Source organism: Streptomyces sp. NPDC004610 (genome assembly GCF_040609715.1).
Classification (GTDB): domain Bacteria; phylum Actinomycetota; class Actinomycetes; order Streptomycetales; family Streptomycetaceae; genus Streptomyces.
Genome location: NZ_JBEXLA010000038.1, coordinates 18,857 through 42,486, shown reverse-complemented (window position 1 = coordinate 42,486; position 23,630 = coordinate 18,857). Strand labels below are relative to the sequence as shown.

The window sequence follows — 23,630 nt, the reverse complement described above, 5'->3', positions numbered from 1 at the left end:
CTTCGGGGCGAGGGTGTCGGTGCCGCGGGCCTCCCGGCGAAGCCTCCGACGACCTCGGCCTCCCGGAGAAGGTGCTGCCGTCCGCCGTTTCCGGGTGAAGCCGCCGACGCCCCCGGTTTCCCTGGGGAGGCGGCGGCGCCCTCGGCCTCTGGGTGAAGCCGCCGAGGCCCTCGGCTTCTGGGCGGAGGGCCAGCGTCCCCGGCCTCCCGGAGAAGGCGCTGCCGTCCACCGTTTCCGGGCGTAGCCGCCGACGACCCGGCTTCCCGGGGAAGGCGCCGACGCCCCCGGCCTCCGGGCGAAGCCGCCGAGGCCCCGGCTTCTGAGGGAAGGGCCAGCGCCCCTGGCTTCCCGGAGAAGGTGCTGCCGTCCGCCGTCTCCGGGCGTAGCCGCCGACGCCCCCGGATTCCCTGGGGAGGCGGCGGTGCTCCCGGCCTTTGGGTGAAGCCACCGACGCCCCGGCTGCCGGGAAACCGCCGACGCCCCCGGTCTCCCGGCCTCCCGGCGAAGCCGCCGACGCCCCGGGTCTCCCGGCGGCCTCCCGGCGAAACCTCCGACGCCCCCAGCCTCCCGGCAGCCGCCCGGCCCATCCCCGGGCACTCCCCGGTTCGCGCTCCGGTTCGCGCTCCGGCTCGACCCGCTCCGGCTCGCCGCGTTCCTACTCAACCCGCTCCAGCCGTACCGCCCGGCTCCCCCAGTCCCCCCGGACCACCCCCAGGTCCAGCCCGTACTCCATGAGTACCGTCGCGTGGTGGACCGCCCCGGTGGCGGTGTCCCGGTAGCGGGTGCCCGGGGTCAGGGCCCGGAGTCGTACCGGGGGGTGCGGGGCGCCATGGCGGGCGCCGCGCTGCCAGGCCAGGATCAGGGTCTCGGTGCCGTCCGGGGCGGCGTACTGCACCACCGTCGGGCCCTCGGGGGCCGGGCCGCGCAGGCGGTGCAGGTCGCCCCGCTGGACCAGGTGCCGTACCTCCTTGTAGAAGGCGATCAGCCCGGCCGCCTCCCGCAGTTCGGTCTCCGGCCAGGCCGACAGGTCGCCGCCGATGCCCAGCAGGCCCGCCATCGCCACATGGAACCGGAACGACAGCGGCACCGACCGCCCGGTGAGCTGGTTCGGCGCGTCGGTCACCCACGCCGACATCACCCGCGGCGGATAGACCTGGGCGAAGCCGTGCTGGATCGCGACGCGGTCCTCGGCGTCGGTGTTGTCGGAGGTCCACGCCTGATCGGTGCGGGACAGGATGCCCAGGTCGACCCGGCCGCCACCGCCCGCGCACGTCTCGATCAGCAGCGCCGGATGGTCCGCGCGCAGGCGGTCCAGGACGCCGTACAGATGGGTGACGTAGCGGGTCCACAGCCGGTCCGTGCCGTCGGGTTCGCCGGGCCAGGACGCCTCGCCGAAGGCGCGGTTCATGTCCCATTTGAGGAAGTCCACGCCGTGGTCGCCGACGAGGCGGGTCAGCCAGCCGTACGCCCAGTCGGCCACGTCGTCGCGGGCCAGGTTGAGGACGAGTTCGTTGCGCATCTCGGTGCGGTCGCGGCCCGGGACGTGCAGCACCCAGTCGGGGTGCGCGCGGTACAGGTCGCTGTCCGGGTTGACGTTCTCCGGCTCGACCCAGATGCCGAACCTCATGCCCAGCGCGTGCACGGTGTCGGCGAGCGGACCGAGGCCGGTGGGGAAGCCGTCGGGGGAGGGGGTCCAGTCGCCGAGTCCGGCGCGGTCGTCGCGGCGGGCGCCGAACCAGCCGTCGTCCACCACGTACAGCTCCACGCCCAGCTCGGCGGCGCGTTCGGCGAGTGCCTTCTGGCTGGTCTCGTCGACGTCCCAGCCGGTGGCCTCCCAGGAGTTGTAGAGGACCGGCGCGGTCTCCTCCGGCCGGGGCAGGACATGGTCGCGGACATAGCGGTGCCAGGTGCGGCTGGCCTCGCCGAAGCCGCCGTCGGTGAAGAGCCCGGCGAACACCGGGGTGGTGTGCTCCTCGCCCGGCGCGAGCGGTACCCGCACGCCCTCGTAGCCGCTGCCGCCGCTGAATCCGGCCAGGTCGTCGGGGGTGCGCTGGGCGGTGAGGCGCCAGCTGCCGCTCCAGGCGAGCGCCGCGCTCCACACCCGGCCGTGCTCCTCGGTGGTGTCACCGGGGTCCACCATCAGCCAGGGGTTGGCGTGGTGGCCGGTCACCCCGCGCCGGCTGGTCAGCGTCGTCTCGCCGTACGGCAGCGGTTCGCGGCGCAGTTGGGTCTCGGCCGACCACTGCCCGGTGACATGGCTGATCCGGTAGCCGGGCAGCGGCGGCAGGGTCCAGGCGGCGGAGTCGGCGCGCTCCACCTCGACCCGCTCGGCCCCGGCGTTGCGCAGCACCGTGCGCCGCTCGATGACATCACTGTCCGCGCGCACCCGGTAGTGCAGCGCCACTTGGAGCGGGTAACGGCGGTCACGGAAGCGCAGGACCAGTTCCTCGGTGCCGGGGGCCGGGGTGAGGATCTCGTGGCCGGTCGCGAGCCAGGTGAAGCCGCGGGTGCCGTCGGCGTGGCGGACCTGGAGGGCGGGCGGACCGTAGTGGATCCCGTCGTCCGCGGGAAGTTCCTCACCCACCGCGCGCCGGCCCTCGAAGCTGCTGTGCGGCTGACCGGCCGGAGCGGCGAGACCGGCCGCCTCGGCCGGGGTCAGCCGGGGCCCCCACGCGAGATGACCGGGCGCCCCGGTCTCGTCGATGCGCAGGGCGTACGACGTGCGCGGGGTGGTCAGCAGCCACACCCCGGAGTCGGGCGAGTGGGAGATCAGCGGCATGGGGCCTCACGTTCCAAGCTGGGCAGATGCTGAACCCCAGAGAACGCGACCTTCGATCAGCTGTCAACGGGCCGGTGTCATAGTGTCATTGCATGGTTGACACAGTGAGCAGACACAGTTTCAACAGATCCTGTTTCTTTCATTGACAGCGGAAAATAAGGGATCTAGGTTCCCGGCCATGCAGTCGACCCCTCCCCTCGGGCCTCCCGGGCCGCTCCGTCCCCCCGAGGCGTTCCCGGCCCAGACACCCGCCGTCGCCCAGATCTTCACCACGGTGCTCTCCCACGGCCCGCTCACCCGCTCCGCGGTGGCCGAGCGCACCGGGCTGTCCGCCGCCGCGGTCACCAAGGCGGTACGGCCACTGATCGAGGCCGGGTATCTCGTGGAGGACACCGACGGCACCCCCCGCGCGCTGGGCCGCCCCGCCAACCCGGTCCGGGTCGACGCCGGACGCACGCTCTTCGTCGGGGTCAAGGCCACCGGGGACGAACTCATCGGCGTCCTCACCGATCTGTGCTGCCGGATCCGGGTCGCCCGCCATGTGCCGCTCACCGACCCGGCGCCGGGCCCGGTCCTCGCCGCCCTCGCCGAACTCGTCCGGGAACTGCTCACCGAGGCCGAGGGGTTCGGCGTCCCGGTGCTCGGTCTCGGACTCGCCCTCTCCGGCGATGTCGACCGCGCCGAGGGCGTCGTCCGCTACTCGCCGTTCCTGGAGTGGCGGGACGTGGCGCTCGCCGAACTCGCCACCATGACCACCGGACTGCCCGTCACCGTCGAGAACGACGTCCGCGCGCTGACCGTCGCCGAGCAGTGGTTCGGCGCGGGGGTCGGCCTCAATGACTTCGCCGTGGTCACCGTCGGCGCCGGGATCGGCTGCGGACTGGTGGTGCACGGGCGGGTCGTCGCCGGGGCGCACGGGGTGGCGGGCGAGATCGGGCATGTCGCCATCGACCCGGCCGGGCCGCTGTGCCACTGCGGCAACCGCGGCTGTGTCGAGGCCATCGCCGCCGACACCGCCATCCTCGCCCGGATCCGCGAGACCACGGGCGTGAACGTCACCGACACCGCCGAGGCCGTCGCCCTCGCCCACCGGGGCCACCCCGGGGTGCGCGCGGTGTACGCCGACGCCGGGACCGCCATCGGCCGGGGCATCGCCACCGTCGCCAATCTCTTCGGACCCGAGCGGGTGATCATCTCCGGCGAGGGACTCGCCGCCTACGACCTGTTCGCCGAGCAGATCCGCGACACCTTCGCCGCCTACGCCTTCGGCTCCGCCGCCCGCTGCGACGTCCAGACCCGCCCGCTGCCCTTCGAGGAGTGGGCGCGGGGGGCCGCCGCCACCGCCATCCAGAGCTTCATCCGGGCCGACACCCGGTCCGCCACCCGGTCCGACATCGGCCCGCAGAAGCGATCGGGCACCAGTTCGGACACCGGCCCGCAGAAGCGATCGGGCACCGGTTCGGACACCGGCCCGCAGACGCGATCGGCCACCAGTTCAGACACCCCCCGGCAGCGTGCCGACGGCGCTGCCCCGCGCCCCCAGCACGCGACCTAGCACGAGGAGCGACCAATGACGCAGCAGAGCCGCACACCCCTGGCCGCGCAGGGCCCCGGCCGGCGCAGAGTCGTCGGCGGACTGTTCGGTCTGTCCGCCGCCGCGCTGGCCACTCCGGTCCTCACCGCCTGCGGCGGAGGTCCGGGCGCCGCCACCGACACGGTCACCTTCGGCTCCAACGGCGCCGACGCCACCCCGAAGAAGGCGTACGCGGCCGTCACCAAGGCGTTCTCCGACGACTCCGGGCTGACGGTGAAGACCAACACGGTCGACCACGACACCTTCCAGACCTCCATCACCAGCTATCTCCAGGGCACCCCGGACGATGTCTTCACCTGGTTCGCCGGGTACCGCATGCAGTACTTCGCCAAGAAGGGCCTCGCCAGTCCCATCGACGACGTCTGGGAGGTGATCGGCGGCGGCTTCAGCGACGCCGCCAAGCAGCTCAGCCGGGGCGAGGACGGCACCTACTACTTCGTCCCCCTCTACAACTACCCCTGGGCGGTCTTCTACCGGAAGTCGGTCTTCGCCGAGCGCGGCTACACCGTCCCCACCACCTGGGACGCGTTCATCGCGCTCGCCAAGAAGATGAAGCAGGACGGCCTCGCCCCGGTCACCGCCGGTTACGGCGGCGGCGACAGCTGGTCCATCCTCGGCGCCTTCGACTACCTCGATCTGCGCGCCAACGGCTATGACTTCCATATGGAGCTGATGCGCGGCCAGGTCTCCTGGACCGACCGGCGGGCCGTGCGGATCTTCGACCTGTGGCGCGAGCTGGCCCCCTACTACCAGTCGGGCGGGGGTGGCCGGTCCTGGCAGGACGCCGCCCAGTCACTGATCGACAAGAAGTCCGGCATGGCCGTCATCGGCCTGTTCATCGGCCAGCAGATCACCGACGAGGCCATCCGCGACGACCTCGACTTCTTCGCCTTCCCGGAGATCGACAGCGCCATCGGCGCCACCGCCGTCGAGGCGCCCACCGACGGCTTCATGCTCAGCCGAAAGCCCAAGAACGCGGACGGCGCCAAGAAGTTCCTGGAGTTCCTGGGCGGCGCCCGCGCCGAAGAGCTGTACATGGGCGTCGACCCCAGCAACCTCGCCGTCAACAGCCAGGCCAAGACCGACGCCTACCACGCGCTCCAGACCAAGTCGGCCCAACTCATCGGCTCCGCCCAGCACATCAGCCAGTTCGCCGACCGGGACAGCGACCCCGGGTTCATCTCCACGGTCGTCCTGCCCGGCCTGGTCGAATGGCTCGGCCACCCCGACGACGGCACCGCCACCCTGAAGAAGATCGAGTCCCAGCGCTCCCGCTTCTTCACCGACTGACCCACCACCCCGACCAGCCCCGCACCTCCGAATCCCCTGCCCCCTCCGGGCCCGGAAAGGCTCCGCCGTGTCCTCCGCGACCTCCCCCGGGCGGCTGAGCCGGGGCGACCGTCTCTTCCTGGCGCTCGTCATCGGCCTGCCGCTGCTCGCCCTGCTCGTCTTCGTCTGGCTGCCCGCCCTCGCCTCGGTCGCCCTGTCCTTCACCACCTGGGACGGCATCGACCTGGCCGACATCACCTGGACGGGCATCGAGAACTACACCCAGATCTTCACCAACTACCCGCCGTTCTGGCCGGCCGTCCAGCACAACGTGATCTGGCTGCTGTTCACGGCACTGCTGCCCACCCCGTTCGGGATGTTCCTCGCCGTCCAGCTGGACAAGAGGATCCGGTTCACGAAGTTCTACCAGACCGCGATCTTCCTCCCGATGGTGCTGTCGTTGGCGGTCGTCGGGTTCATCTGGGAGATCATCTACAACCCCGACACGGGGCTGCTCAACAGCGTGCTCGGCGCGGTCGGGGCGAGCGGGACCATCGACTGGCTCGGCGATCCCGACCTCAATCTCTGGGCCGTCCTCATCGCCTCCGGCTGGCGGCACACCGGCTACATCATGATCCTCTACCTGGCCGGGCTGAAGAGCGTCGACCCGGCCCTCAGAGAGGCCGCCGCGCTCGACGGGGCCAATGGCCGCCAGACCTTCTTCCGGGTCGTCTTCCCGGCCCTCAAACCCGTCAACGTCATCATCCTCGTGGTGACCGTCATGGAGTCACTGCGCGCCTTCGACATCGTGTACGTCCTCGGCGGCGGCACCGGCAGCAAACCCGGGATGGAACTGCTCTCCCTGCTCATCACCGACAACATCGTCGGCGAGGCCGGGCACATCGGCTACGGCTCCGCGCTCGCCGTGATCCTGCTCCTGGTCTCCCTCGCCGCGATCGGCACCTTCCTCGTCCAGACCTTCCGGAAGGAGGACCGGTGACCGCCACCGTGGGCCGGCCCGCCTCCCGCCCCCGCTCCGGCGACCGGCAACCCCCGGCCCCCCGCACCAACCGGCCCCCGCGGAACCTCGGCCGCCATCTCCTCCTCGGCTCCGTCGCCGTCCTGTGGCTGGTCCCGCTGGTGTGGGCCGTCTACACCTCCCTCAGGTCCTACGAGGACACCGCCAGCAACGGCTACTTCTCCTGGCCCAGCGGCCTGAGCCTGACGAACTTCGGTGACGCCTGGACCCAGTCCGGCATGCCGCACTTCTTCTGGAACTCGGTCCTCATCACCGTCCCCGCCGTCCTCGGCACCCTGCTGTTCTCCGCCGCGGTGGCCTTCTTCGTCTCCCGGTTCTCGTTCCGTTTCAACCTCGCCCTGCTGATGCTGTTCACCGCGGGCAATCTGCTGCCCGCCCAGGTGATCATCACCCCGCTGTACCGGCTGTACCTCAATCTCCCGCTGCCCTGGTGGATGAGCGACTCGCTGCTGTTCTACGACTCGCTCTGGGGCATCATCGTCATCCACATCGCCTACCAGTGCGGCTTCTGCACCTTCGTCCTCAGCAACTACATGAAGACGATTCCGAGGGAGATCACCGAGGCCGCCCAGGTCGACGGCGCCCCCGTCTGGCGCCAGTTCTTCCAGATCGTGCTGCCGCTGTGCCGCCCCGCCTTCGCCGCGCTGGCCACGCTGGAATCCATCTGGATCTACAACGACTTCTTCTGGCCCCTCGTCCTGGTCGACACCGGCGACAAACGGCCCATCACCTCCGCGCTCGCCAATCTCCAGGGCGCCTACTTCACCAACCCCAATCTGGTCGCGGCCGGTGCCCTGATGACCGCGATCCCCACACTGCTGATCTACTTCGCGCTCCAGCGCCAGTTCATCAGCGGACTCACCATCGGTTCCAGCAAGGGCTGAGCCGCCCCGTTTCCCTCGCCGCACCGAACCTGGAGGCCCGACCCATGCGGTCATCCTCGTACCCCGCCCTGCCCGGACGCAGGCTGAGAGCCGTCCTCGTCCTGGCCCTCGCCGCCGGACTCACCACCGCCGTCCCGGCCGCCCAGGCCGAGCCCACCTCCGCCGGGACGACCACCACGGCGGCCACCGGACTCGCCGCCAAGCCCTTCATGGGCTGGACCAGCTGGAGCATGCAGTCGTCCAAGTACCCGGGCCTCAACCCCAAGGGCGACTACAGCTACCTCACCGAGCAGAACATCACCCGGCAGACCGACGCCCTCGCCTCGAAGCTCAAGAACTACGGCTACGAGTACATCAACATCGACGCCGGCTGGTGGATGGACTGGGACTGGACCCCCCAGTTCGACCAGTACGGGCGCCAGAAGGCCGACGCCGAACGCTTCCCCAGCGGGATGAAGGCGGTCGCCGACCGCATCCACTCCAAGGGCCTGAAGGCCGGCATCTACCTCCCCGTCGGCCTCCAGAAAGAGGCGTACGACAACGGCGCCACCCCCATCCACAACGCCCCCGGCTGCACCACCGCCGACATCGTCTACGACGATCTGCGCACCACCAACGGCTGGGACAGCTCGTACAAGATCGACTTCGACCGGCCCTGTGCGCAGAAGTACATCGACTCGCAGGCCCGGATGTTCGCCGACTGGGGCTACGACTACCTCAAGCTCGACGGGGTCGGCCCCGGCTCCTTCAAGTCCGGCGACCAGTACAACAACGTCGCCGATGTGGCCGCCTGGAACAAGGCGATCGGCACCTCCGGCCGGCCCATCCATCTGGAGGTCTCCTGGTCGCTGGACATCGCCTACGTCGCCGACTGGAAGAAGTACACCAACGGCTGGCGCATCGACACCGATGTGGAGTGCTACTGCAACACCCTGGTCACCTGGGAGAACTCGGTCGACGACCGCTTCGACGACGCCCCCAAGTGGTCCGACTTCGCCGGTCCCGGCGGCTGGAACGACCTGGACTCGCTCAATGTCGGTAATGGCGAGATGGACGGCATCAACAAGGCGGAGCGGCAGACCTACGCCACCCTGTGGGCCATCGCCAAGTCCCCGCTCTACCTCGGCGACGATGTCACCAAGCTCGACTCCTACGGTCTGTCGCTGCTGACCAACCGCGAGGTCATCGCGATCAACCAGAACAACGCCCGGCCCGCCGAGCCGGTGACCGCCTCCAACCCCCAGCAGGTGTGGGCCGCGCAGAACCCCGACGGCAGCTACACCGTCGCCCTGTTCAACCTCGCCGACGGCCCCGCCCAGGTCACCGCCGACTGGTCCACCCTCGGCTTCACCGGCAAGGCGTCCGTGCGGGACGTATGGAACAAGGAGAACCTCGGCACCTACACCGACAAGGTCACCCAGGCGCTGCCCGCCCACGGCTCCCGCCTCTTCACCGTCACCCCGCGCGGCACCACCCTCGCCCACACCGCCACCGAGGCCGAGTCACCCGCCAACACCCTCGGCGGCAACGCCTCCCTCGCCGACTGCTCCGCCTGCTCCGGCGGCAAGAAGGTCGGCAACCTCTACGGCGGCGGCAAGGTCACCTTCAACGACATCACCGTCGCCAGGGCCGGCACCTATCAGATCAAGGTCTCCTACATCAGCGGCGACGCCCGCTCCGCCCTGGTCTCCGCCAACGGCGGCGGCGCCACCTCCCACGCCTTCGGCGCCACCGCCGACTGGGGGACCGTGAACACGGTCCATGTGCCGGTGAGGCTGAAGGCCGGAGCCAACACCATCACCTTCGACAGCGGCAGCGGCGGCTACGCCCCGGACATCGACCGCATCGAGGTCCAGAAGTAGCCCACCGCCCTCCCTCTCACCCGGGGGCCCGGCACCCACCGGGCCCCCGGCCCCGACGCACAGCACCCGGAGCCGCCATGCACACCAGCCCGAACCGGCCGAGCAGAAGAACCGTGCTGTCCGCCGCCTCCACGGTGGGCCTGACCGCAGCCCTCGCCACCCTGCCCGTCTTCACCGCCTCCGCCGCGCCCGACCGCCCCACCGCCGACACCCCTTCCGGGTCACCGAACGAGCAGCTGTGGTGGCAGTCGCCCGGCGACGAGGGCTCCCTCATCGAACAGGGCCTGCCCGTCGGCAACGGCCGGATCGGCGCCCTCGCGAGCAACGACCCCGGCAAGGAACTCCTGCTGCTCACCGACGCCACCCTGTGGACCGGCGGTCTCAACGACACCCTCGACCAGGACGGCCAATTCCCCTACGGCCGAACCGACTTCGGGTCCTTCACCCTGCTCGCCCGGCTCACCGTGGACCTCCCCGACCACGACCTCGGCTCCGTCCACACCTACCGCCGCACCCTGGACCTCGCCCAAGGACTCGTCGGCGCCTCCTACATCCGCTCCGGAGTCACCTACCGGCGCGAGATGTTCGCCAGCCACCCCGACGACGCCATCGTGCTGCGCTTCACCCAGAGCGGCGGCGGACGCTACACCGGCAGCATCACCCTCACCGGCACCCACGGCGAGAACATCACCGACGCCGAGTCCTTCGGCGGCGCCCTCGCCAACGGACTGCGCTACGGAGCCGCCGTCAAGGCCCGGGGGAGCGGCGGCAAGGTCACCGTCCGGGGCACCCGGATCGACTTCTCCGGCTGCAAGGACCTCACCGTCGTGGTCAGCGCGGGCACCAACTACGCGCCCGACGCCGCCGCCGGGTTCCGCGACCCCGCCCTCGACCCCCGCCGCCTCGCCCGCACCAAGGCCGCCGCCGCGATCGGCGCGCCCTACGACGCCCTGCGCCGCACCCATATCGCCGACTACCGCGCCCTGTTCGACCGGCTCGACCTCTCCCTCGGCACCTCCAGCGCCGACCAGCGCGCCCTGGACACCTGGGAGCGGCTCCAGGCCCGCCACGCCGGCCTCGACCCCGACCCCGAACTGGAGGCCGCCTACTTCCACTTCGGCCGCTATCTGATGATCACCGGCTCCCGCGACAGCCTCCCCCTCAACCTCCAGGGCCTGTGGCTGGACGGCAACGACCCGGACTGGATGGGCGACTACCACACCGACATCAACATCCAGATGAACTACTGGCTCGCCGACCGCGCCGGACTGTCCCCCTGCTTCGACGCCTACACCGACTACTGCCTCGCCCAGCTCCCCTCCTGGACCGACACCACGAAACGCCTCTTCAACGACCCCCGCAACCGCTACCGCAACTCCACCGGCAAGATCGCCGGCTGGACCGTCGCCATCTCCACCAACCCCTACGGCGGAGGCGGCTGGTGGTGGCACCCGGCGGGCAACGCCTGGCTCTGCAACAGCCTCTACGAGCACTACGAGTACACCCAGTCCCGCGCCTACCTCGCCAAGATCCACCCGCTGCTCAAGGGCGCCTGCGAGTTCTGGGAGTCCCGGCTGCTCACCCACACCCTGCCCGGCACCACCCGGGAAGTCCTGATCGCCGACAGCGACTGGTCCCCCGAGCACGGCCCGCTCGACGCCAAGGGCATCACCTACGCCCAGGAACTGGTCTGGGCGCTGTTCGGCAACTACGCCGCCGCCTCGGCCCTCCTCGACAAGGACACCACGTACGCCGCCACCATCGCCGGACTGCGCAAGCGGCTGTACCTCCCCGAGGTCAGCCCCACCACCGGCTGGCTCCAGGAGTGGATGTCCCCCGACAACCTCGGCGAGACCACCCACCGCCATCTCTCCGGCCTCGTCGGCCTCTTCCCCGGCGACCGCATCCGCCCCGACGGCTCCACCCCCAAGGAGATCGTCGACGGCGCCACCGCCCAGCTCACCGCCCGCGGTATGAACAGCTTCGGCTGGGCCAACGCCTGGCGCAGCCTGTGCTGGGCCCGCCTCAAGGACGCCGAGAAGGCGTACCAGCTGATCGTCAACAACCTCCGCCCCTCCACCGGCGGCAGCAACGGCAGCGCCCTCAACCTCTTCGACATCTACGAGGTGGAGCGCGGCCGGGGCATCTTCCAGATCGACGCCAACTTCGGCACCCCGGCCGCCATGACCGAGATGCTGCTCTACTCCCGCCCAGGGCACCTCGAACTCCTCCCCGCCCTGCCCGCCGCCTGGGCCGCCGCCGGGCACCTGGGCGGCGTCGCCGCGCGCGGCGGCTTCGTGGTCGACCTCGCCTGGCGGGACGGCAGGCCGACCTCGGCGACGATCCGCAGCGTGGGCGGGCGCAGCACCACCGTCGAGTTCGCGGGCCGCACCCGTACCGTCACCCTCGCGCCCGGCCGGTCCGTCACGCTGCGGGACTTCGACCGGTGAGGGCCCGGATCGCCTCGCTGGGCGGGGCCCTCGCGCTGCTGTGCGCACTGATGGGGCCGGGCGGACAGGCGGTGGCAGCCCCCGCCGAGGCCGCCCCCGCCGAAGCTGCGGTCGCCGAAGCCGCCCCCGATGAAGCCCCGGTCGCCGAAGCCGCGGTCGCCGGGACGCCCGCCCGGCACGAGGTCGTCACCTGGGGGGCGAGCGCCCAGGACGTCGGCACCGCGGTCGCGGACCGTGCCTTCCGGCTCGTCGTCCGCACCAGCGTCGGCGGCGACAACCTCCGCGTCCGGCTGTCCAACGCCTTCGGCGACCGCCCGGTGACCTTCGACCACGTCCGGGCCGGACGGCAGAAGAACGGCGCCGAACTCGTCCGGGGCAGCAACAAGCCGCTGACCTTCGACGGCGCCCGCTCCGTCACCGTCCCGGCCGGAGAGTGGGTCTACAGCGACCCGCTGCCCGGAAAACTGCCCGCCGGGACCGACCTCGTCATCAGCATCCACAGCCCCGACGCCGCCGGACCCCTGACCGGCCACGGCATGGCCATGCAGACCTCCTACTACACCGAGGGCGACCACACCGCCGAGGAGTCCGCCGCGAACTGGTCCGCCCGGACCGGCTCCTGGTTCTACCTGGACGCCGTCACCGTACGGACCAGCTCCTCCATCGGCGCTGTCGTCACCCTCGGCGACTCCATCACCGACGGCTGGCAGTCCTCCGCCGACCTCAACCGCCGCTGGCCCGACTATCTCGCCCGACGCCTGCGCACCTCCACCGCCACCACCGTCGAGGGCGTCGCCAACGAGGGCATCTCCGGCAACAAGGTCCTCGCCGACGGCGCCGGAGTCAGCGCACTGAACCGGCTCGACCGCGATGTGCTCTCCCACCCGGGCGTACGGACCGTCTTCCTCTTCCAGGGCATCAACGACATCAAGGCCCACACCGGGGTCACCGCCGACGAACTGATCGCCGGATACCGCGAGATCATCGACCGGGCGCACTCCGCGGGCACCTGCGTCGTCGGCGCCACGGTCGGCCCCTACAAGGGCTGGTACGAGTGGGACGAGGCCGGTGAGGCCGTACGGCAGGAGGTCAACGCGTTCATCCGCACCAGCGGTGAGTTCGACGCCGTCGCCGACTTCGACCGGGCGCTGCGCAGCCCCTACGACCAGCAGCGGATGCTGCCCTTCCTCGACAACGGCGACCATGTCCACCCCAATGACAAGGGGATGCAGGCCATGGCCGACGCGGTCGACCCGGCGAGCCTCGACTGCTCCTGACACCCCCGGAAGGGGTGTTCAGCCGGAGGCGGTGCGGTCCGGGCCGATCAGCTCCCGCTGATACGCGATGGCCACCGCCTCCGTACGGCTCGCCGCGCCCAGCTTGGCCAGGATGTTGGACACATGCACACTCGCCGTCTTCCCGGTGATGAACAGCTCCTCGCCGATCTGCCGGTTGCTGCGGCCCAGGGTGAGCAGCCGCAGCACATCCCGCTCGCGGGCCGTCAGCGGGGAGGGCGCCGCCGGGCCGCCGGGCACCCCGTCCATCAGCCGGCCCCGCCGGATCAGCGCGTCCACCCGCTCCCGCAGCACCGACGCCCCCAGCTCCTCGGCCGTCTCCCGGACCGCGCGGGCCTCGGATGCCGCCTCCTCGCGCCGCCCGGCGGCCAGCAGCGCCTCCGCCAGTCTCAGCCGGCAGCGGGCCCGCTCGTACCGGTCGGCGAAGCCGAACGCGGCGACCGCCCGCTCCCAGACCGCCGGATCGGGACCGGTGACCGTACGCGTCCGCTCGGCCTCCGCGCGGGCCAGCCAGGCCATGCCCTCCGGACCCTGGGGGCTGCCGTTCTGGCCGTACCGGGCCGTCGTCCGCGCCAGCTCGACCAGCTCCTCCGCCGTCCGCGCCCAGCGGGCGGCACCGGCCGTGTCCCCGCTCAGCCGCAGCGCGGTGGCCCGGTCGGCGACCGGGGACAGCGCCAGCGCCACCAGCCGGACCGCGACATCCGGGGGCGTCCCCGCCTCGTCCGTCAGCTTCCGCACCATGGTCCGCAGCCGGTCGACCGCGCCCTCCGCGTCACCGCGCAGCGCCGCCGCGTCGACCAGCACGATCGCCGCCACCAGATGGGCCATCCAGTCGAACGGCCCCGACATCAGGACCTCCGCCGCCGCCTCCACGGCCGCCGACTCCCCGCGCGCCAGCCGCACATACAGCGCCGGCCCCGCCGTGAACCCGCCCGCCGCGGGCAGCACTTCGGTGTCCTCACGGGCCGCCTCCACACATGTGTCCCACCGGCCCAGCGTGTAGAGCGCCAGCAACCGGAGATAACGCAGCTCCAGCGGGTACGGCGAGGACAGCAGACCCGCCCGGCGGGCCCGGTCCAGCCCCTCCGCCACCCACGACAGACACTCCTCCAGGTCACCGCCCTCGAAGCAGCCCACCGCCAGATTGAACAGGGCCCGCATCTCCACCGGCGCGTTGCCCGCCGTACGCGCCAGCTCCCGGGCCTCCTGGAGCCGCTCCCGGCCCTCCGGCGTCCGCCGGCCGCCGCTCTCGAACGCGACCAGCGAGATCAGCAGATCCGCCTGGGCGTCCCGGATCCCCAGCCGCTCCGCGACCGGCAGCGCCAGCCGCCCCACCTCCAGCGCCGTACGGCTGTCGCCCGTCATCCAGGCCGCCAGCACATGCGTGGCCGCCGCCCACACCCACGTCGGTGACGGCGGGTCGGCCGGGATCAGCTCCAGCGCCTCGCTGCTGTAGGCGAACGCCGCGGTCTGGCTGTCGATCCGCAGCAGGGTCCCGGCCAGCGCGTAGCGCACCCGCGCCGCCAGCTCCGAGTCCGTGTCCGCCCCTACGTCGGCCAGCGCGCTGCGGTTCAGGGCCACCGCCCGGTGCCCCTGCCCGGCGTGGGCGGCGGCGCCCGCCGCGCGCAGGGTCAGCGCGATCCGCTCGACGCCCCCGGGAAGGGCCGCCGGAGGTACCACCGACCACAGCTCCAGCGCGGTCTCCAGATGCCGCAGCTCCTCGGCGGGCGCGCCCACCCGCCGGGCGTGATCGGCGGCCTCCAGCGACGCGGTGAGCGCCTCGGCCAGATCATGGCTCTCGTAGTAGTGGTGCGCGCGCTCCGCCGCCGTCTCCGCCGCGGGGCCGCGGGCGGCCAGCAGCCGGGCGAACGCGCCGTGCAGCCGGGATCTCTCGCCGGGCAGCAGATCGGCGTAGACCGCCTCCCGGGCCAGCGCGTGCCGGAAGCGGTAGGTGCCGTCGTCGCCGGGGAGCAGCAACTGCCGTCCGACGGCCTCGCGCAGCGCGTCCTCCAGCGCGTCGTCGGGCAGCCCGACCGCCTCCCGCAAGGTCGCGTGCGCCACCCGGCGACCGGCCACCGCCGCCGTGCGCAGCACCTGCTGCGCGGTGTCCGAGAGCTGCTCGAACCGGATCAGCAGGACGTCCGCGAGACCGGTGGGCACTCCGCCGTCCCCGGTGCCGGTGGCCGCGAGCAGCTCCTCCGCGTAGAACGCGTTGCCCTCCGCGCGCTCGACGATCCGGCGCACCGTGGCCTCCGGCAGGGGGGTCTCGCGCAGGCCCCGCACCAGGGCGGCGACCTCGGTGTCCGGCATGGGCCGCAGCTCCAGCCGCTCCACCGAGGGCAGCCGCACCAGCTCCGCGAGCAGCGGGCGCAGCGGATGCCGCCGGTGCAGATCGTCCGCCCGGTACGACGCCAGCAGCGCCAGCCGGTGGGTGGGGGCGCCGCCCGCCGCCCGCTGGAGCACACCCCGGCTCAGCAGGAACCGCAGCAGGTCCCGCGACGACTGGTCGGCCCAGTGCAGATCCTCCAGCACCAGCAGCAGGGGGGCCCGCTCGGCCACCTCCGCCAGCAGCGCGGCCATCCCCTCGAACAGCCGCAGCCGCCCGCCGCCCGACCGCTCCGCCGCGTTCGGCTCGTCCGCCGCCCCGGCACCGAGCAGGCGCTCGGCCGCCGGATGCGCGGCCAGCACCGGGGCGAACCGCTCGTCGGCGGCCAGCGCGCCCAGGATCTCCGTGAACGGCAGATAGGGCAGACCGACGTCCCCCAGATCCACGCAGTGCCCGGTCAGGACGGTCATCCCGTCCCGCGCGGCCCGCCCCGCGATCTCCTCCAGCAGCCGGGTCTTGCCCACCCCCGCGTCCCCGGCGACGAGCACCGCCCGCCCCTCCCCGCCCCGGGCACGCCGAAGCGCCCCCGACAGCCGGGCGATCTCGTCGCCCCTGCCGACCAGGGGTCCGCCGGTGAAACCGTCATGCACCATGTGATCCATCCTGCCACCGCCCACTGACAACGCCTCGGGTTTTCCGGGGGCCGGTGCGGGGAGGGGCGGGTCTGTCGTCTCGCCGGGGGGGCGGCCTCGGCTCAGCGAAGGGGCGCCGCCCGGTTCTGGAAGGGGTGGCTTCTGGCTGGGTGACGGGTGCGCCCGGTTCAGCCATGGGCCGCCCCTCGGTTCCGGTTTCGCGAGGGACGGTCCGGGCTCAGTGAAGGGCGGGCCCTGCTCAGGGCGGGGCGCCCCTCGGTTCGGTGCCGGGCGGGCCCGGTTTCGCGAGGGACGGCGCCGGTTCGGTGAGGGGCGGGCCCTGCTCAGGGCGGGGCGCCCCTCGGTTCGGTGCCGGGCGGGCCCGGTTCCGCGAGGGACGGCGCCGGTTCGGTGAGGGGCGGGCCCTGCTCAGTGCGTGCCGCCCCTCGGTTCGGTGCCGGGCGGGCCCGGTTCCGCGAGGGACGGCGCCGGTTCGGTGAGGGGCGGGCCCCGCTCAGCGCGCGCCGTCCCTCGGTTCGGTGACGGCCGGGCCCGCTCAGCGCGCGCCGTCCCTCGGCTCAACGCGGGCGCCCCTGCTCAGCGCACCCTCGCCGCCCACGCTGCAAGCGCCGCGAAGTCCTCACCCGTCAGCCCGCGCCGGGGATCGACACGGTGCAGCAGCGCAGGCCCGGCATGGTGCCGTTGCACCCACTCCCGGTCCGCCTCGGTGACCTCGTCGTCGACCCAGGCGAAGGCGCGGCCCCGGGCCCACGCCACCACCTCCGGTGTCTTCCAGAACACCCCGTCCCCGTCCCCGGGTTCGGCGCGTTGCCCGGACCAGGCGATGAAGGGCAGTTCGGGCAGTCCCAACACCGGCCCGATATAGGTGTTGGCCTCTTCCTCCCAGGTCGTCGCCCACACCAGATCGAAGGGGAGCGCCCGCAGCGCCGGACCGTGCGCGGGGTCCAGCCACACCCGCAGCGGCCTCACCGTCCGGCCCGGCATCCCCCGCTCGGCCAGCCGTCGCCGCTCGGCGGCCTTCCAGCGGGGGGTGAGGATCCGGTGCGTCCCATACCCCTCCGGCCGCCGGTGCGGCTTGGCGGCATACGGATTCAGCGGCCCGTCGACATCCACCAGCAGCACCGGACGCACCGGCCTGACCCCCCTCCTCTAGACCCCCCTCACCGGCCCGCCGCCCCCCGGCCTCAGCGATGCAGCGACCTCACCCAGTCCTCCGGCACCCGCCCAGCCGGCCCCGGGACCGGCTGGCCCACCGGGTGGCTCACCGGCGCCGCCAGTTCCGGACCCGACTCGTACAGTTCGCTCGTCTCATAGCTCCAGAACCAGTCCTCGCCCGGCTCGAACGTCCGGACCACCGGGTGCCCGGTCGCCTTGAAGTGGGCCGTGGCGTGCTGGGCGGGTGACGAGTCGCAGCACCCCACATGCCCGCACTGGGCGCAGCGCCGCAGATGGAACCACCACCCGCCGGCCTCGTCGCACTCCACGCAGCCGTCCCCGCTGGGCGGCACGCTCGGGTCGACTCCAGGAACAGACCCACTCATCCCGACTCCTCCGGTCGCTCGTCGTCCTCGTCGGCGGTCAGCGGCAGCAGCACCCGGAACCGGGTGTCACCGGGCACCGACTCCACCAGCAGACTCCCGTGGTGCTTGTTGACCACGATCCGCCAGGAGATGTCGAGACCGAGCCCGGTGCCCTCGCCGACCGGTTTGGTGGTGAAGAACGGATCGAAGATCCGGTCCTTGATCTCCGGTGCCACCCCGGGCCCGGTGTCCTGGAACTCGACCAGCAGCCGGTCCCCGTCCTTGGCGGTGCGCACGGTCAGCGTCCCGTCCCCGCCGCCCGAGCCGATCGCCGCGACCGCGTTGTCGATGAGGTTGGTCCACACCTGGTTCAGCTCCGCCGGATAGGCGGGCACCGCCGGCAGCGTTCGGTCGTACTCCTTGACCACCTTGATCCGCCGGCCGATCTTGCCGCTGAGCATCACCAGGGTGCTGTCCAGCAGCTCATGGACGTCGGCCATCCGGTAGGGCGCCCGGTCGAGCTGCGAGTACTGCTTGGCCGCGTCGACCAGATGCGAGATGCGGTTGGTGGAGTCCTCGATCTCGCACATCAGCAGCTCGGTCTCGACCGTGTAGTTCAGCCAGCCGATCGCGCCCGAGAGGATCTCCGGCACCACGGCCGCCTGCACCTGGTCGAGCCAGTCCGTCTCCAGCCCGGCCTGTACGAACGTCGGGGCCAGCCGCCAGCCCTCCTCGATGCCGTGGTCGTCGAGCCAGTCGGTGATCTCGTCCTCGCGGTCCGCCGCCTCCAGCGGGCTCAGCACCGGCGCCTTCGCGACCCGCTCCGCCGTGCGCTCCTGGATCTCGATCAGCCCGGTGAGCGCCTCGGGCGTGTACGCCCCGGCGGCGATCACCGCGAGCTTGTGCCGCATCTTGGCGACCCGCTCGCGCAGGGTGGAGGTGGCCCGGACCGCCGCCGCGGCCGGGTTGTTCAGCTCATGGGTGAGCCCGGCGGACAGCGAGCCAAGGGCCAGCAGCCGCTCGCGCTGCCCGATGACCCGCTGACTGTTCTTCGACCCGAAGAAGAGCCCCTCCAGCAGATGCACGGCCATCGGGAACCACTCGCGCATCACCTCGGCGAAGGTCTCGGCGGGCAGCACGAAGAACCGGGTCGGCTCGGTCGCCCGCATGGTGTTGTTGTAGACCTGCCGCACCCGCTCGTCGCCGATGTACGCCTGCATGGCGCCCGCGTACACCCCGCGCTGGGAGGTGCGCACCACCTCCACATCGTCGCCGCCGACCTTGCGGGACAGCACCACCGCGCCGTCGAGCATCACGTAGAAGCAGGTCGCCGGCTCGCCCTCGGTGTAGACCGGGCCGGGCTCGAACAGCTCCACCCGCCCCTCGCCGCAGAGCCGCCCGAGCTGCTCGGGCGCGAGCTTCTCGAACAGGAACAGCTCACTGATCTCCCGCGGGCTGCACGGCTGCAAGATCCCGCTCATGACGGCTCCCCACACCTACGCACGACACACCCATTCATGACTGCTCCAGATACCGGTGGACGAGCATCACGGCCATCGCCCCCTCACCGACCGCCGACGCGACCCGCTTGGCCGACTCGGCCCGCGCGTCCCCCGCCACGAACACCCCCGGGATATTGGTCTCCAGGTGGTACGGCGGCCGGTCCAGCTCCCAGCCCGCCGGGGGCCGCCCGTCGGGGGTGAGGTCGGGCCCGGCCAGGATGAACCCGCGTCCGTCGCGCTCCACCGCCCCGGCCAGCCAGTCCGTCAGCGGGGCGGCGCCGATGAACACGAACAGCCACTTCGCGTCGACCAGCTCACTGCCCCCGGTCGCCACATCGCGCAGCGTCAGCTGCTCCAGCTCCTCGCCGCCGTGCGCCGACTCCACCACCGTGTTGCAGCGCACCGAGATGTTCGGCGCGTCGCTGACCTGCTGGATCAGATAGTGCGACATCGACGCCGACAGATCCGGGCCGCGCACCAGCAGCGTCACCGACTTCGCGCCCCGCGCCAGATACATCGCCGCCTGCCCGGCCGAGTTGGCGCCGCCCACGATATAGACGTCGTGCCCCTGGCAGGCCGCAGCCTCGGTCAGCGCCGAGCCGTAGAACACCCCGCAGCCGGTCAGGTCCGGCAGTCCGGGGGCGGCGAGCTGGCGGTAGGACACGCCGGTCGCCAGGATCACCGCGTGCGCGGCGATGGCGCTACCGTCGGCGAACCGGACCGTACGGGCCGCGCCGTTGACCTCCAGGCCGGTCACCTCCCGCGCGGTGAGGATCTCGGCGCCGAACTTCGCGGCCTGCCGCCGTGCCCGGTCGGTGAGCTGCGCGCCCGACACACCGTCGGGGAAGCCCAGGTAGTTCTCGATACGGGACGACTGCCCGGCCTGGCCGCCGGTCGCCTCCCGCTCCACCAGCACCGTCCGCAGCCCCTCCGACGCCCCGTACACGGCCGCGCCCAGCCCGGCCGGGCCGCCGCCGATCACCACCAGGTCGTAGAAGTCGGACGCCGGGGTCGTCGCGAGCCCGACCCGGGCGGCCAGCTCCGGCGCCTCGGGCTCGATCATCGTGTCCCCGTCGGGGGTGATCACCAGCGGCAGCCGCCGTCCGTCCGCGCCCGCCGCGGCCAGCAGCCGCTGCCCCTCCGGCTCGTCCGCCGAGTACCAGCGGTAGGGCACCTGGTTGCGGGCCAGGAACTCCCGGACGTCCGAGGAGGGCGCCGAGAAGCGGTGGCCGACGACCTTGGTGCTGGGCACCGGCTTGTAGTCGCTGGCCCGCCACGCGGAGAGCAGATCGTCCAGGACCGGGTAGAGCTTCTCCTCCGGCGGGTCCCAGGGCTTGAGCAGATAGTGGTCCAGATCGACCACATTGATCGCGTCGATGGCGGCATTGGTGTCCGCGTACGCGGTCAGCAGCACCCGCCGGGCCCCCGGATACACATCCAGGGCCTGCTCCAGGAACTCGATGCCGTTCATCTGCGGCATTCGGTAGTCCGCGAGGATCACGGCCACCAGATCGCCGCGCAGCTTCAGCTCGCGCAGCGCCCCGAGGGCCGACTCGCCGGACTCCGCCCGGACGATCCGGTACGACTCGCCGTAGCGCCGCCGGAGGTCGCGCGCGACGGCACGCGACACCCCCGGATCGTCGTCGACGGTCATGATGACGGTCCGCGCCGTGTCGGCGGCCTGTGCCATACCTCTCCCACCCCGAGCGGATCAGTATCCGCGGCCCGGCGGATCCCGTCCGCCCGCGCCGCTTCCCGCCCATCGTATGTTCGATCGTCCCGCTTCGCGCGGGTACGGCCGGGGCGTCAGTTCCGCCGAGAGCTGAGCACGCAGAACTCGTTGCCCTCCGGGTCCTGGAGCACCACCCAGCTCTCGTCACCGGTCTGCCCGACGTCCGCGGGCCGGGCGCCCAGCGCCAGCAGCCGGTCCACCTCGGCGCGCTGGTCGGCCGGGCGGAAGTCGAGGTGCAGCCGGTTCTTGACCGCCTTGCCCTCCGGGGCGGTGCCGAAGAGCAGGCCGGGCAGGGTGTCGGGGGCGGGCCGGATCTCGTACTCCTCCGGCTCGTCCTGCACGGTCACCCAGCCGAGCGCCTCGGCCCACCAGCGCCCGAGAGTCACCGGGTCGGCACAGTCGATCACCACGTGCTCCCACCGCAATGTCATGAGGTCAGCGTAAGGAAGACTGGGGGGCGCACAAGTGATCACGACTGAAGGAGGCGGCGGGATGACGCGCCCGGTCACGGCAGGGGTGGACGGATCGGACGAGAGCCTGGCGGCGCTGGCCTGGGCGGCGCGGGAGGCCGTCCGGCGTGATCGTCCGCTGCGGGTGGTGCACGCCTGGCGGCCCGAGGACCACGAGGCCGTCGACGCCGACCACGCCGCCCAGGAGCGGTGGGCGCGGGAAGGGGTGGAGGGCGCGGTACGGACCCTCGCCGAGCGCCACCCGGGGCTCGCGGTGACGACCGAGATCACCGAGGGCGCCCCTGCGGAGACCCTGACCGCGGCCTGCGCGGACGCCGAACTGCTGGTCCTCGGCTCACGCGGACACGGCCAGATGGTCGGCTTCCTGCTCGGCTCGGTCGGCCAGCAGGTCATCGCCGGGGCCGCCCGTCCCGTCGTCCTCGTCCGGGCCGGTGACAAGGCGTCCACCGAGGTCGCCGGGCACGAGATCGTCGTCGGCCAGGAGGGCGAGCCCGAGGACAGCGCCGCCGTGCTGGAGTTCGCCTTCCGCACGGCCGCCGCCCGCGCCGCGAGCATCCGCGCGGTCCGCGCCTGGACCCTGCCGCCGATGTACTCCTACAGCCCCGCCGCCATGAAGATCCTCGACGAGGCCGGCGGCCCCGAGCCCTACGAGAAGCGGGCCCTGGCCGACGCCCTGCGCCCCTGGCGCGAGCGCTACCCCGGGGTGCATGTGGTCGAGCACGTCGAGATGGGCAGCGCCGGCCAGGTCCTGCTGTCCGTGGCAGGGGGCGCCCAGCTGATGGTCGTCGGACGCCGGGCCCGCCGGACCGCCGTGGGCGCCCGGATCGGCTCGGTCGCCCACGGGGTGCTGCACCACGCTCAGTGCCCGGTGGCGGTGGTACCGCCCCCGCCCGCCTGAACCGCCGCCGCCCGGATCAGTCGACGTCGCAGGGCAGCGCCGCCGACTCCCGGGCCCTCGGCAGGATGTGCGTGAGGTAGTCCTCGACCACCGTCTCGATCCCGATGTCGTGCTGGGCCCGCTCCGACATGTACCAGCGGTGCTCCAGCAACTGGTGGTAGATCTCCGCCGAGTCCATCGTGCCGCGCAGCTCCAGCGGGACCGCGCGCACGGTGGGTCGGAACACATCGCGGACCCAGCGATGGGCCAGCACCTCGGGCCGCGCGGCCAGCGGGTCGCCCGGCGCGTAGTCCTCCTGGGTGGCCATCCACGACTCCAGGTCGTTCAGCAGCCGCCGCGCCTGGTTCTCCTCGGTGTCCAGGCCGGTCAGCCGCAGCAACTGCCGCTGATGGTGGCCCGCGTCCACCACCTTCGGCACGAAGGTCACCGTGTCGCCGTTCGGGGAGTGCTCGATCTGCATCTCCGCCACATCGAACCCGAGGTCGTTGAGGCGGCGTATCCGGCGCTCCATGTAGTGGTGCTTGCCCGCCGGGTACACCGACACCCGGGTCAGTTCCTCCCACAGGCCCTGGTAGCGGGCGCAGATCTCGGTGCCGAACTCGATCGGGTCCACCGACGGGTGCAGCGCCCCGGACGCCTCCAGGTCGAGCAGCTCACCGCTGATGTTGACCCGCGCGAGATCGAGGTCGTAGTCCCGCTGCCCGGTGCTCAGCCGGGGGTGCAGCTCGCCGGTCTCCGCGTCCACCAGATAAGCGGCGTAGGCGCCCGCGTCCCGCCGGAACAGGGTGTTCGACAGCGAGCAGTCACCCCACGCGAACCCGGCCAGATGCAGCCGCACCAGCAGCACCGCCAGCGCGTCCATCAGCCGGTGCATGGTCGCCGGCCGCATCGTCGTCTCGAACATCGACCGGTACGGCAGCGAGCCCCCGAGATGCCGGGTCACCAGCACCGGTTCCAGCGGCTGCCCGGCCGTGTCGGTGCGCCCGGTGACCACGGCGAGGGCGTCGACCGCCGGGATGCCGAGCCGGTCCAGATCGCGCAGCAGCCCGTACTCGCGCAGCGCGGGCCGTTCGGCCAGCTCCTTGACGGCGATCACCTCGTCCCCGGCGCGCGCGTAGCGCACCACGTGCCGGGAGATACCGCGCGGCAGCGGCACGAGGTGCTCCTCCGGCCAGTTCTCCAGGGGCACGTCCCAGGGAAGCGCGAGCAGCAGAGCCGGATGCTCCGGATTGGTGGCACTGATCTGCAAAGCCATGGCCCGACCTTAGAACGCGGGCCCGAACGCGTGCGCGACCGTATCGGCGTTCGGACTCGGATACTCGGAAACGCCGACTCGCGCACGCCCCTGTCACCGACC

At 72.2% G+C, this 23,630-nt stretch carries 16 protein-coding genes; 8 read left to right on the top strand and 8 right to left on the bottom strand.

Annotation, left to right across the window (positions count from 1 at the left end; genetic code table 11):
- Nucleotides 1–655: 655 nt before the first annotated feature.
- Entirely contained in the window at nucleotides 656–2,779 is a 2,124-nt protein-coding gene (locus ABZX40_RS33095) for an alpha-galactosidase (RefSeq protein WP_355742890.1), read from the bottom strand.
- 178 nt (nucleotides 2,780–2,957) lie between these two features.
- Here ABZX40_RS33095 and ABZX40_RS33090 point away from each other — a divergent pair, with 178 nt between their 5' ends.
- The 7 genes from ABZX40_RS33090 to ABZX40_RS33060 all read left to right on the top strand — a co-directional run bounded on the left by ABZX40_RS33090 (nucleotide 2,958) and on the right by ABZX40_RS33060 (nucleotide 13,154).
- Nucleotides 2,958–4,334 carry an ROK family transcriptional regulator gene (locus tag ABZX40_RS33090; RefSeq protein ID WP_355742893.1) on the top strand — a complete coding sequence of 459 codons (1,377 nt, stop codon included), beginning with the start codon at nucleotides 2,958–2,960 and terminating at the stop codon, nucleotides 4,332–4,334.
- Between the two features lie 15 nt (nucleotides 4,335–4,349).
- The gene (locus ABZX40_RS33085; protein ID WP_355742896.1) at nucleotides 4,350–5,663 is read left to right on the top strand and encodes an ABC transporter substrate-binding protein; all 1,314 of its coding nucleotides are present in this window, start codon (nucleotides 4,350–4,352) and stop codon (nucleotides 5,661–5,663) included.
- A 67-nt stretch (nucleotides 5,664–5,730) separates the two neighbouring features.
- Entirely contained in the window at nucleotides 5,731–6,642 is a 912-nt protein-coding gene (locus tag ABZX40_RS33080) for a sugar ABC transporter permease (RefSeq protein ID WP_355742899.1), read from the top strand.
- Entirely contained in the window at nucleotides 6,639–7,565 is a 927-nt protein-coding gene (locus ABZX40_RS33075; RefSeq protein ID WP_355742902.1) for a carbohydrate ABC transporter permease, read from the top strand. The genes ABZX40_RS33080 and ABZX40_RS33075 overlap by 4 nt, the downstream gene beginning before the upstream one ends.
- Before the next feature lie 44 nt (nucleotides 7,566–7,609).
- Nucleotides 7,610–9,427 (top strand): CBM35 domain-containing protein, encoded by a 1,818-nt coding sequence (locus ABZX40_RS33070; protein ID WP_355742905.1) that lies wholly within the window; start codon nucleotides 7,610–7,612, stop codon nucleotides 9,425–9,427.
- Nucleotides 9,428–9,504: 77 nt separating this feature from the next.
- A complete protein-coding gene (locus ABZX40_RS33065) occupies nucleotides 9,505–11,877 on the top strand; it encodes a glycoside hydrolase N-terminal domain-containing protein (protein WP_355742908.1) in 2,373 nt (790 codons plus the stop codon).
- Nucleotides 11,874–13,154, top strand: coding sequence for an SGNH/GDSL hydrolase family protein (locus ABZX40_RS33060; RefSeq protein WP_355742911.1), 1,281 nt, complete (start codon nucleotides 11,874–11,876; stop codon nucleotides 13,152–13,154). Before ABZX40_RS33065 ends, ABZX40_RS33060 begins: the two co-directional genes overlap by 4 nt.
- An 18-nt stretch (nucleotides 13,155–13,172) precedes the next feature.
- On the opposite strand, the gene ABZX40_RS33055 is transcribed toward ABZX40_RS33060, so the two are convergent.
- From ABZX40_RS33055 to ABZX40_RS33030, 6 genes are all read right to left on the bottom strand, one after another.
- Nucleotides 13,173–16,160 carry an AAA family ATPase gene (locus ABZX40_RS33055; protein WP_355742914.1) on the bottom strand — a complete coding sequence of 996 codons (2,988 nt, stop codon included), beginning with the start codon at nucleotides 16,158–16,160 and terminating at the stop codon, nucleotides 13,173–13,175.
- A gap of 567 nt (nucleotides 16,161–16,727) precedes the next feature.
- Entirely contained in the window at nucleotides 16,728–17,273 is a 546-nt protein-coding gene (locus tag ABZX40_RS33050) for a hypothetical protein (RefSeq protein ID WP_355743098.1), read from the bottom strand.
- A gap of 62 nt (nucleotides 17,274–17,335) precedes the next feature.
- Nucleotides 17,336–17,692 carry a UBP-type zinc finger domain-containing protein gene (locus tag ABZX40_RS33045; protein WP_355742916.1) on the bottom strand — a complete coding sequence of 119 codons (357 nt, stop codon included), beginning with the start codon at nucleotides 17,690–17,692 and terminating at the stop codon, nucleotides 17,336–17,338.
- On the bottom strand, nucleotides 17,689–19,152 hold the full coding sequence (locus tag ABZX40_RS33040) for an ATP-binding protein (protein WP_355742919.1): 1,464 nt from the start codon (nucleotides 19,150–19,152) through the stop codon (nucleotides 17,689–17,691). Before ABZX40_RS33040 ends, ABZX40_RS33045 begins: the two co-directional genes overlap by 4 nt.
- A gap of 34 nt (nucleotides 19,153–19,186) precedes the next feature.
- Nucleotides 19,187–20,863 carry an FAD-dependent oxidoreductase gene (locus ABZX40_RS33035; protein ID WP_355742922.1) on the bottom strand — a complete coding sequence of 559 codons (1,677 nt, stop codon included), beginning with the start codon at nucleotides 20,861–20,863 and terminating at the stop codon, nucleotides 19,187–19,189.
- 116 nt (nucleotides 20,864–20,979) lie between these two features.
- A complete protein-coding gene (locus ABZX40_RS33030; RefSeq protein ID WP_355742925.1) occupies nucleotides 20,980–21,336 on the bottom strand; it encodes a VOC family protein in 357 nt (118 codons plus the stop codon).
- A 61-nt stretch (nucleotides 21,337–21,397) separates the two neighbouring features.
- On the opposite strand from ABZX40_RS33030, the gene ABZX40_RS33025 reads away from it, so the two are divergent.
- Entirely contained in the window at nucleotides 21,398–22,273 is an 876-nt protein-coding gene (locus ABZX40_RS33025) for a universal stress protein (protein ID WP_355742928.1), read from the top strand.
- Nucleotides 22,274–22,289: 16 nt separating this feature from the next.
- Here the strand turns inward: ABZX40_RS33025 and ABZX40_RS33020 are convergent, their stop codons facing one another.
- Nucleotides 22,290–23,528: a DUF4032 domain-containing protein gene (locus ABZX40_RS33020; RefSeq protein WP_355742930.1), complete on the bottom strand. Its 1,239-nt coding sequence runs from the start codon at nucleotides 23,526–23,528 to the stop codon at nucleotides 22,290–22,292.
- Between the last annotated feature and the right edge of the window lie 102 nt (nucleotides 23,529–23,630).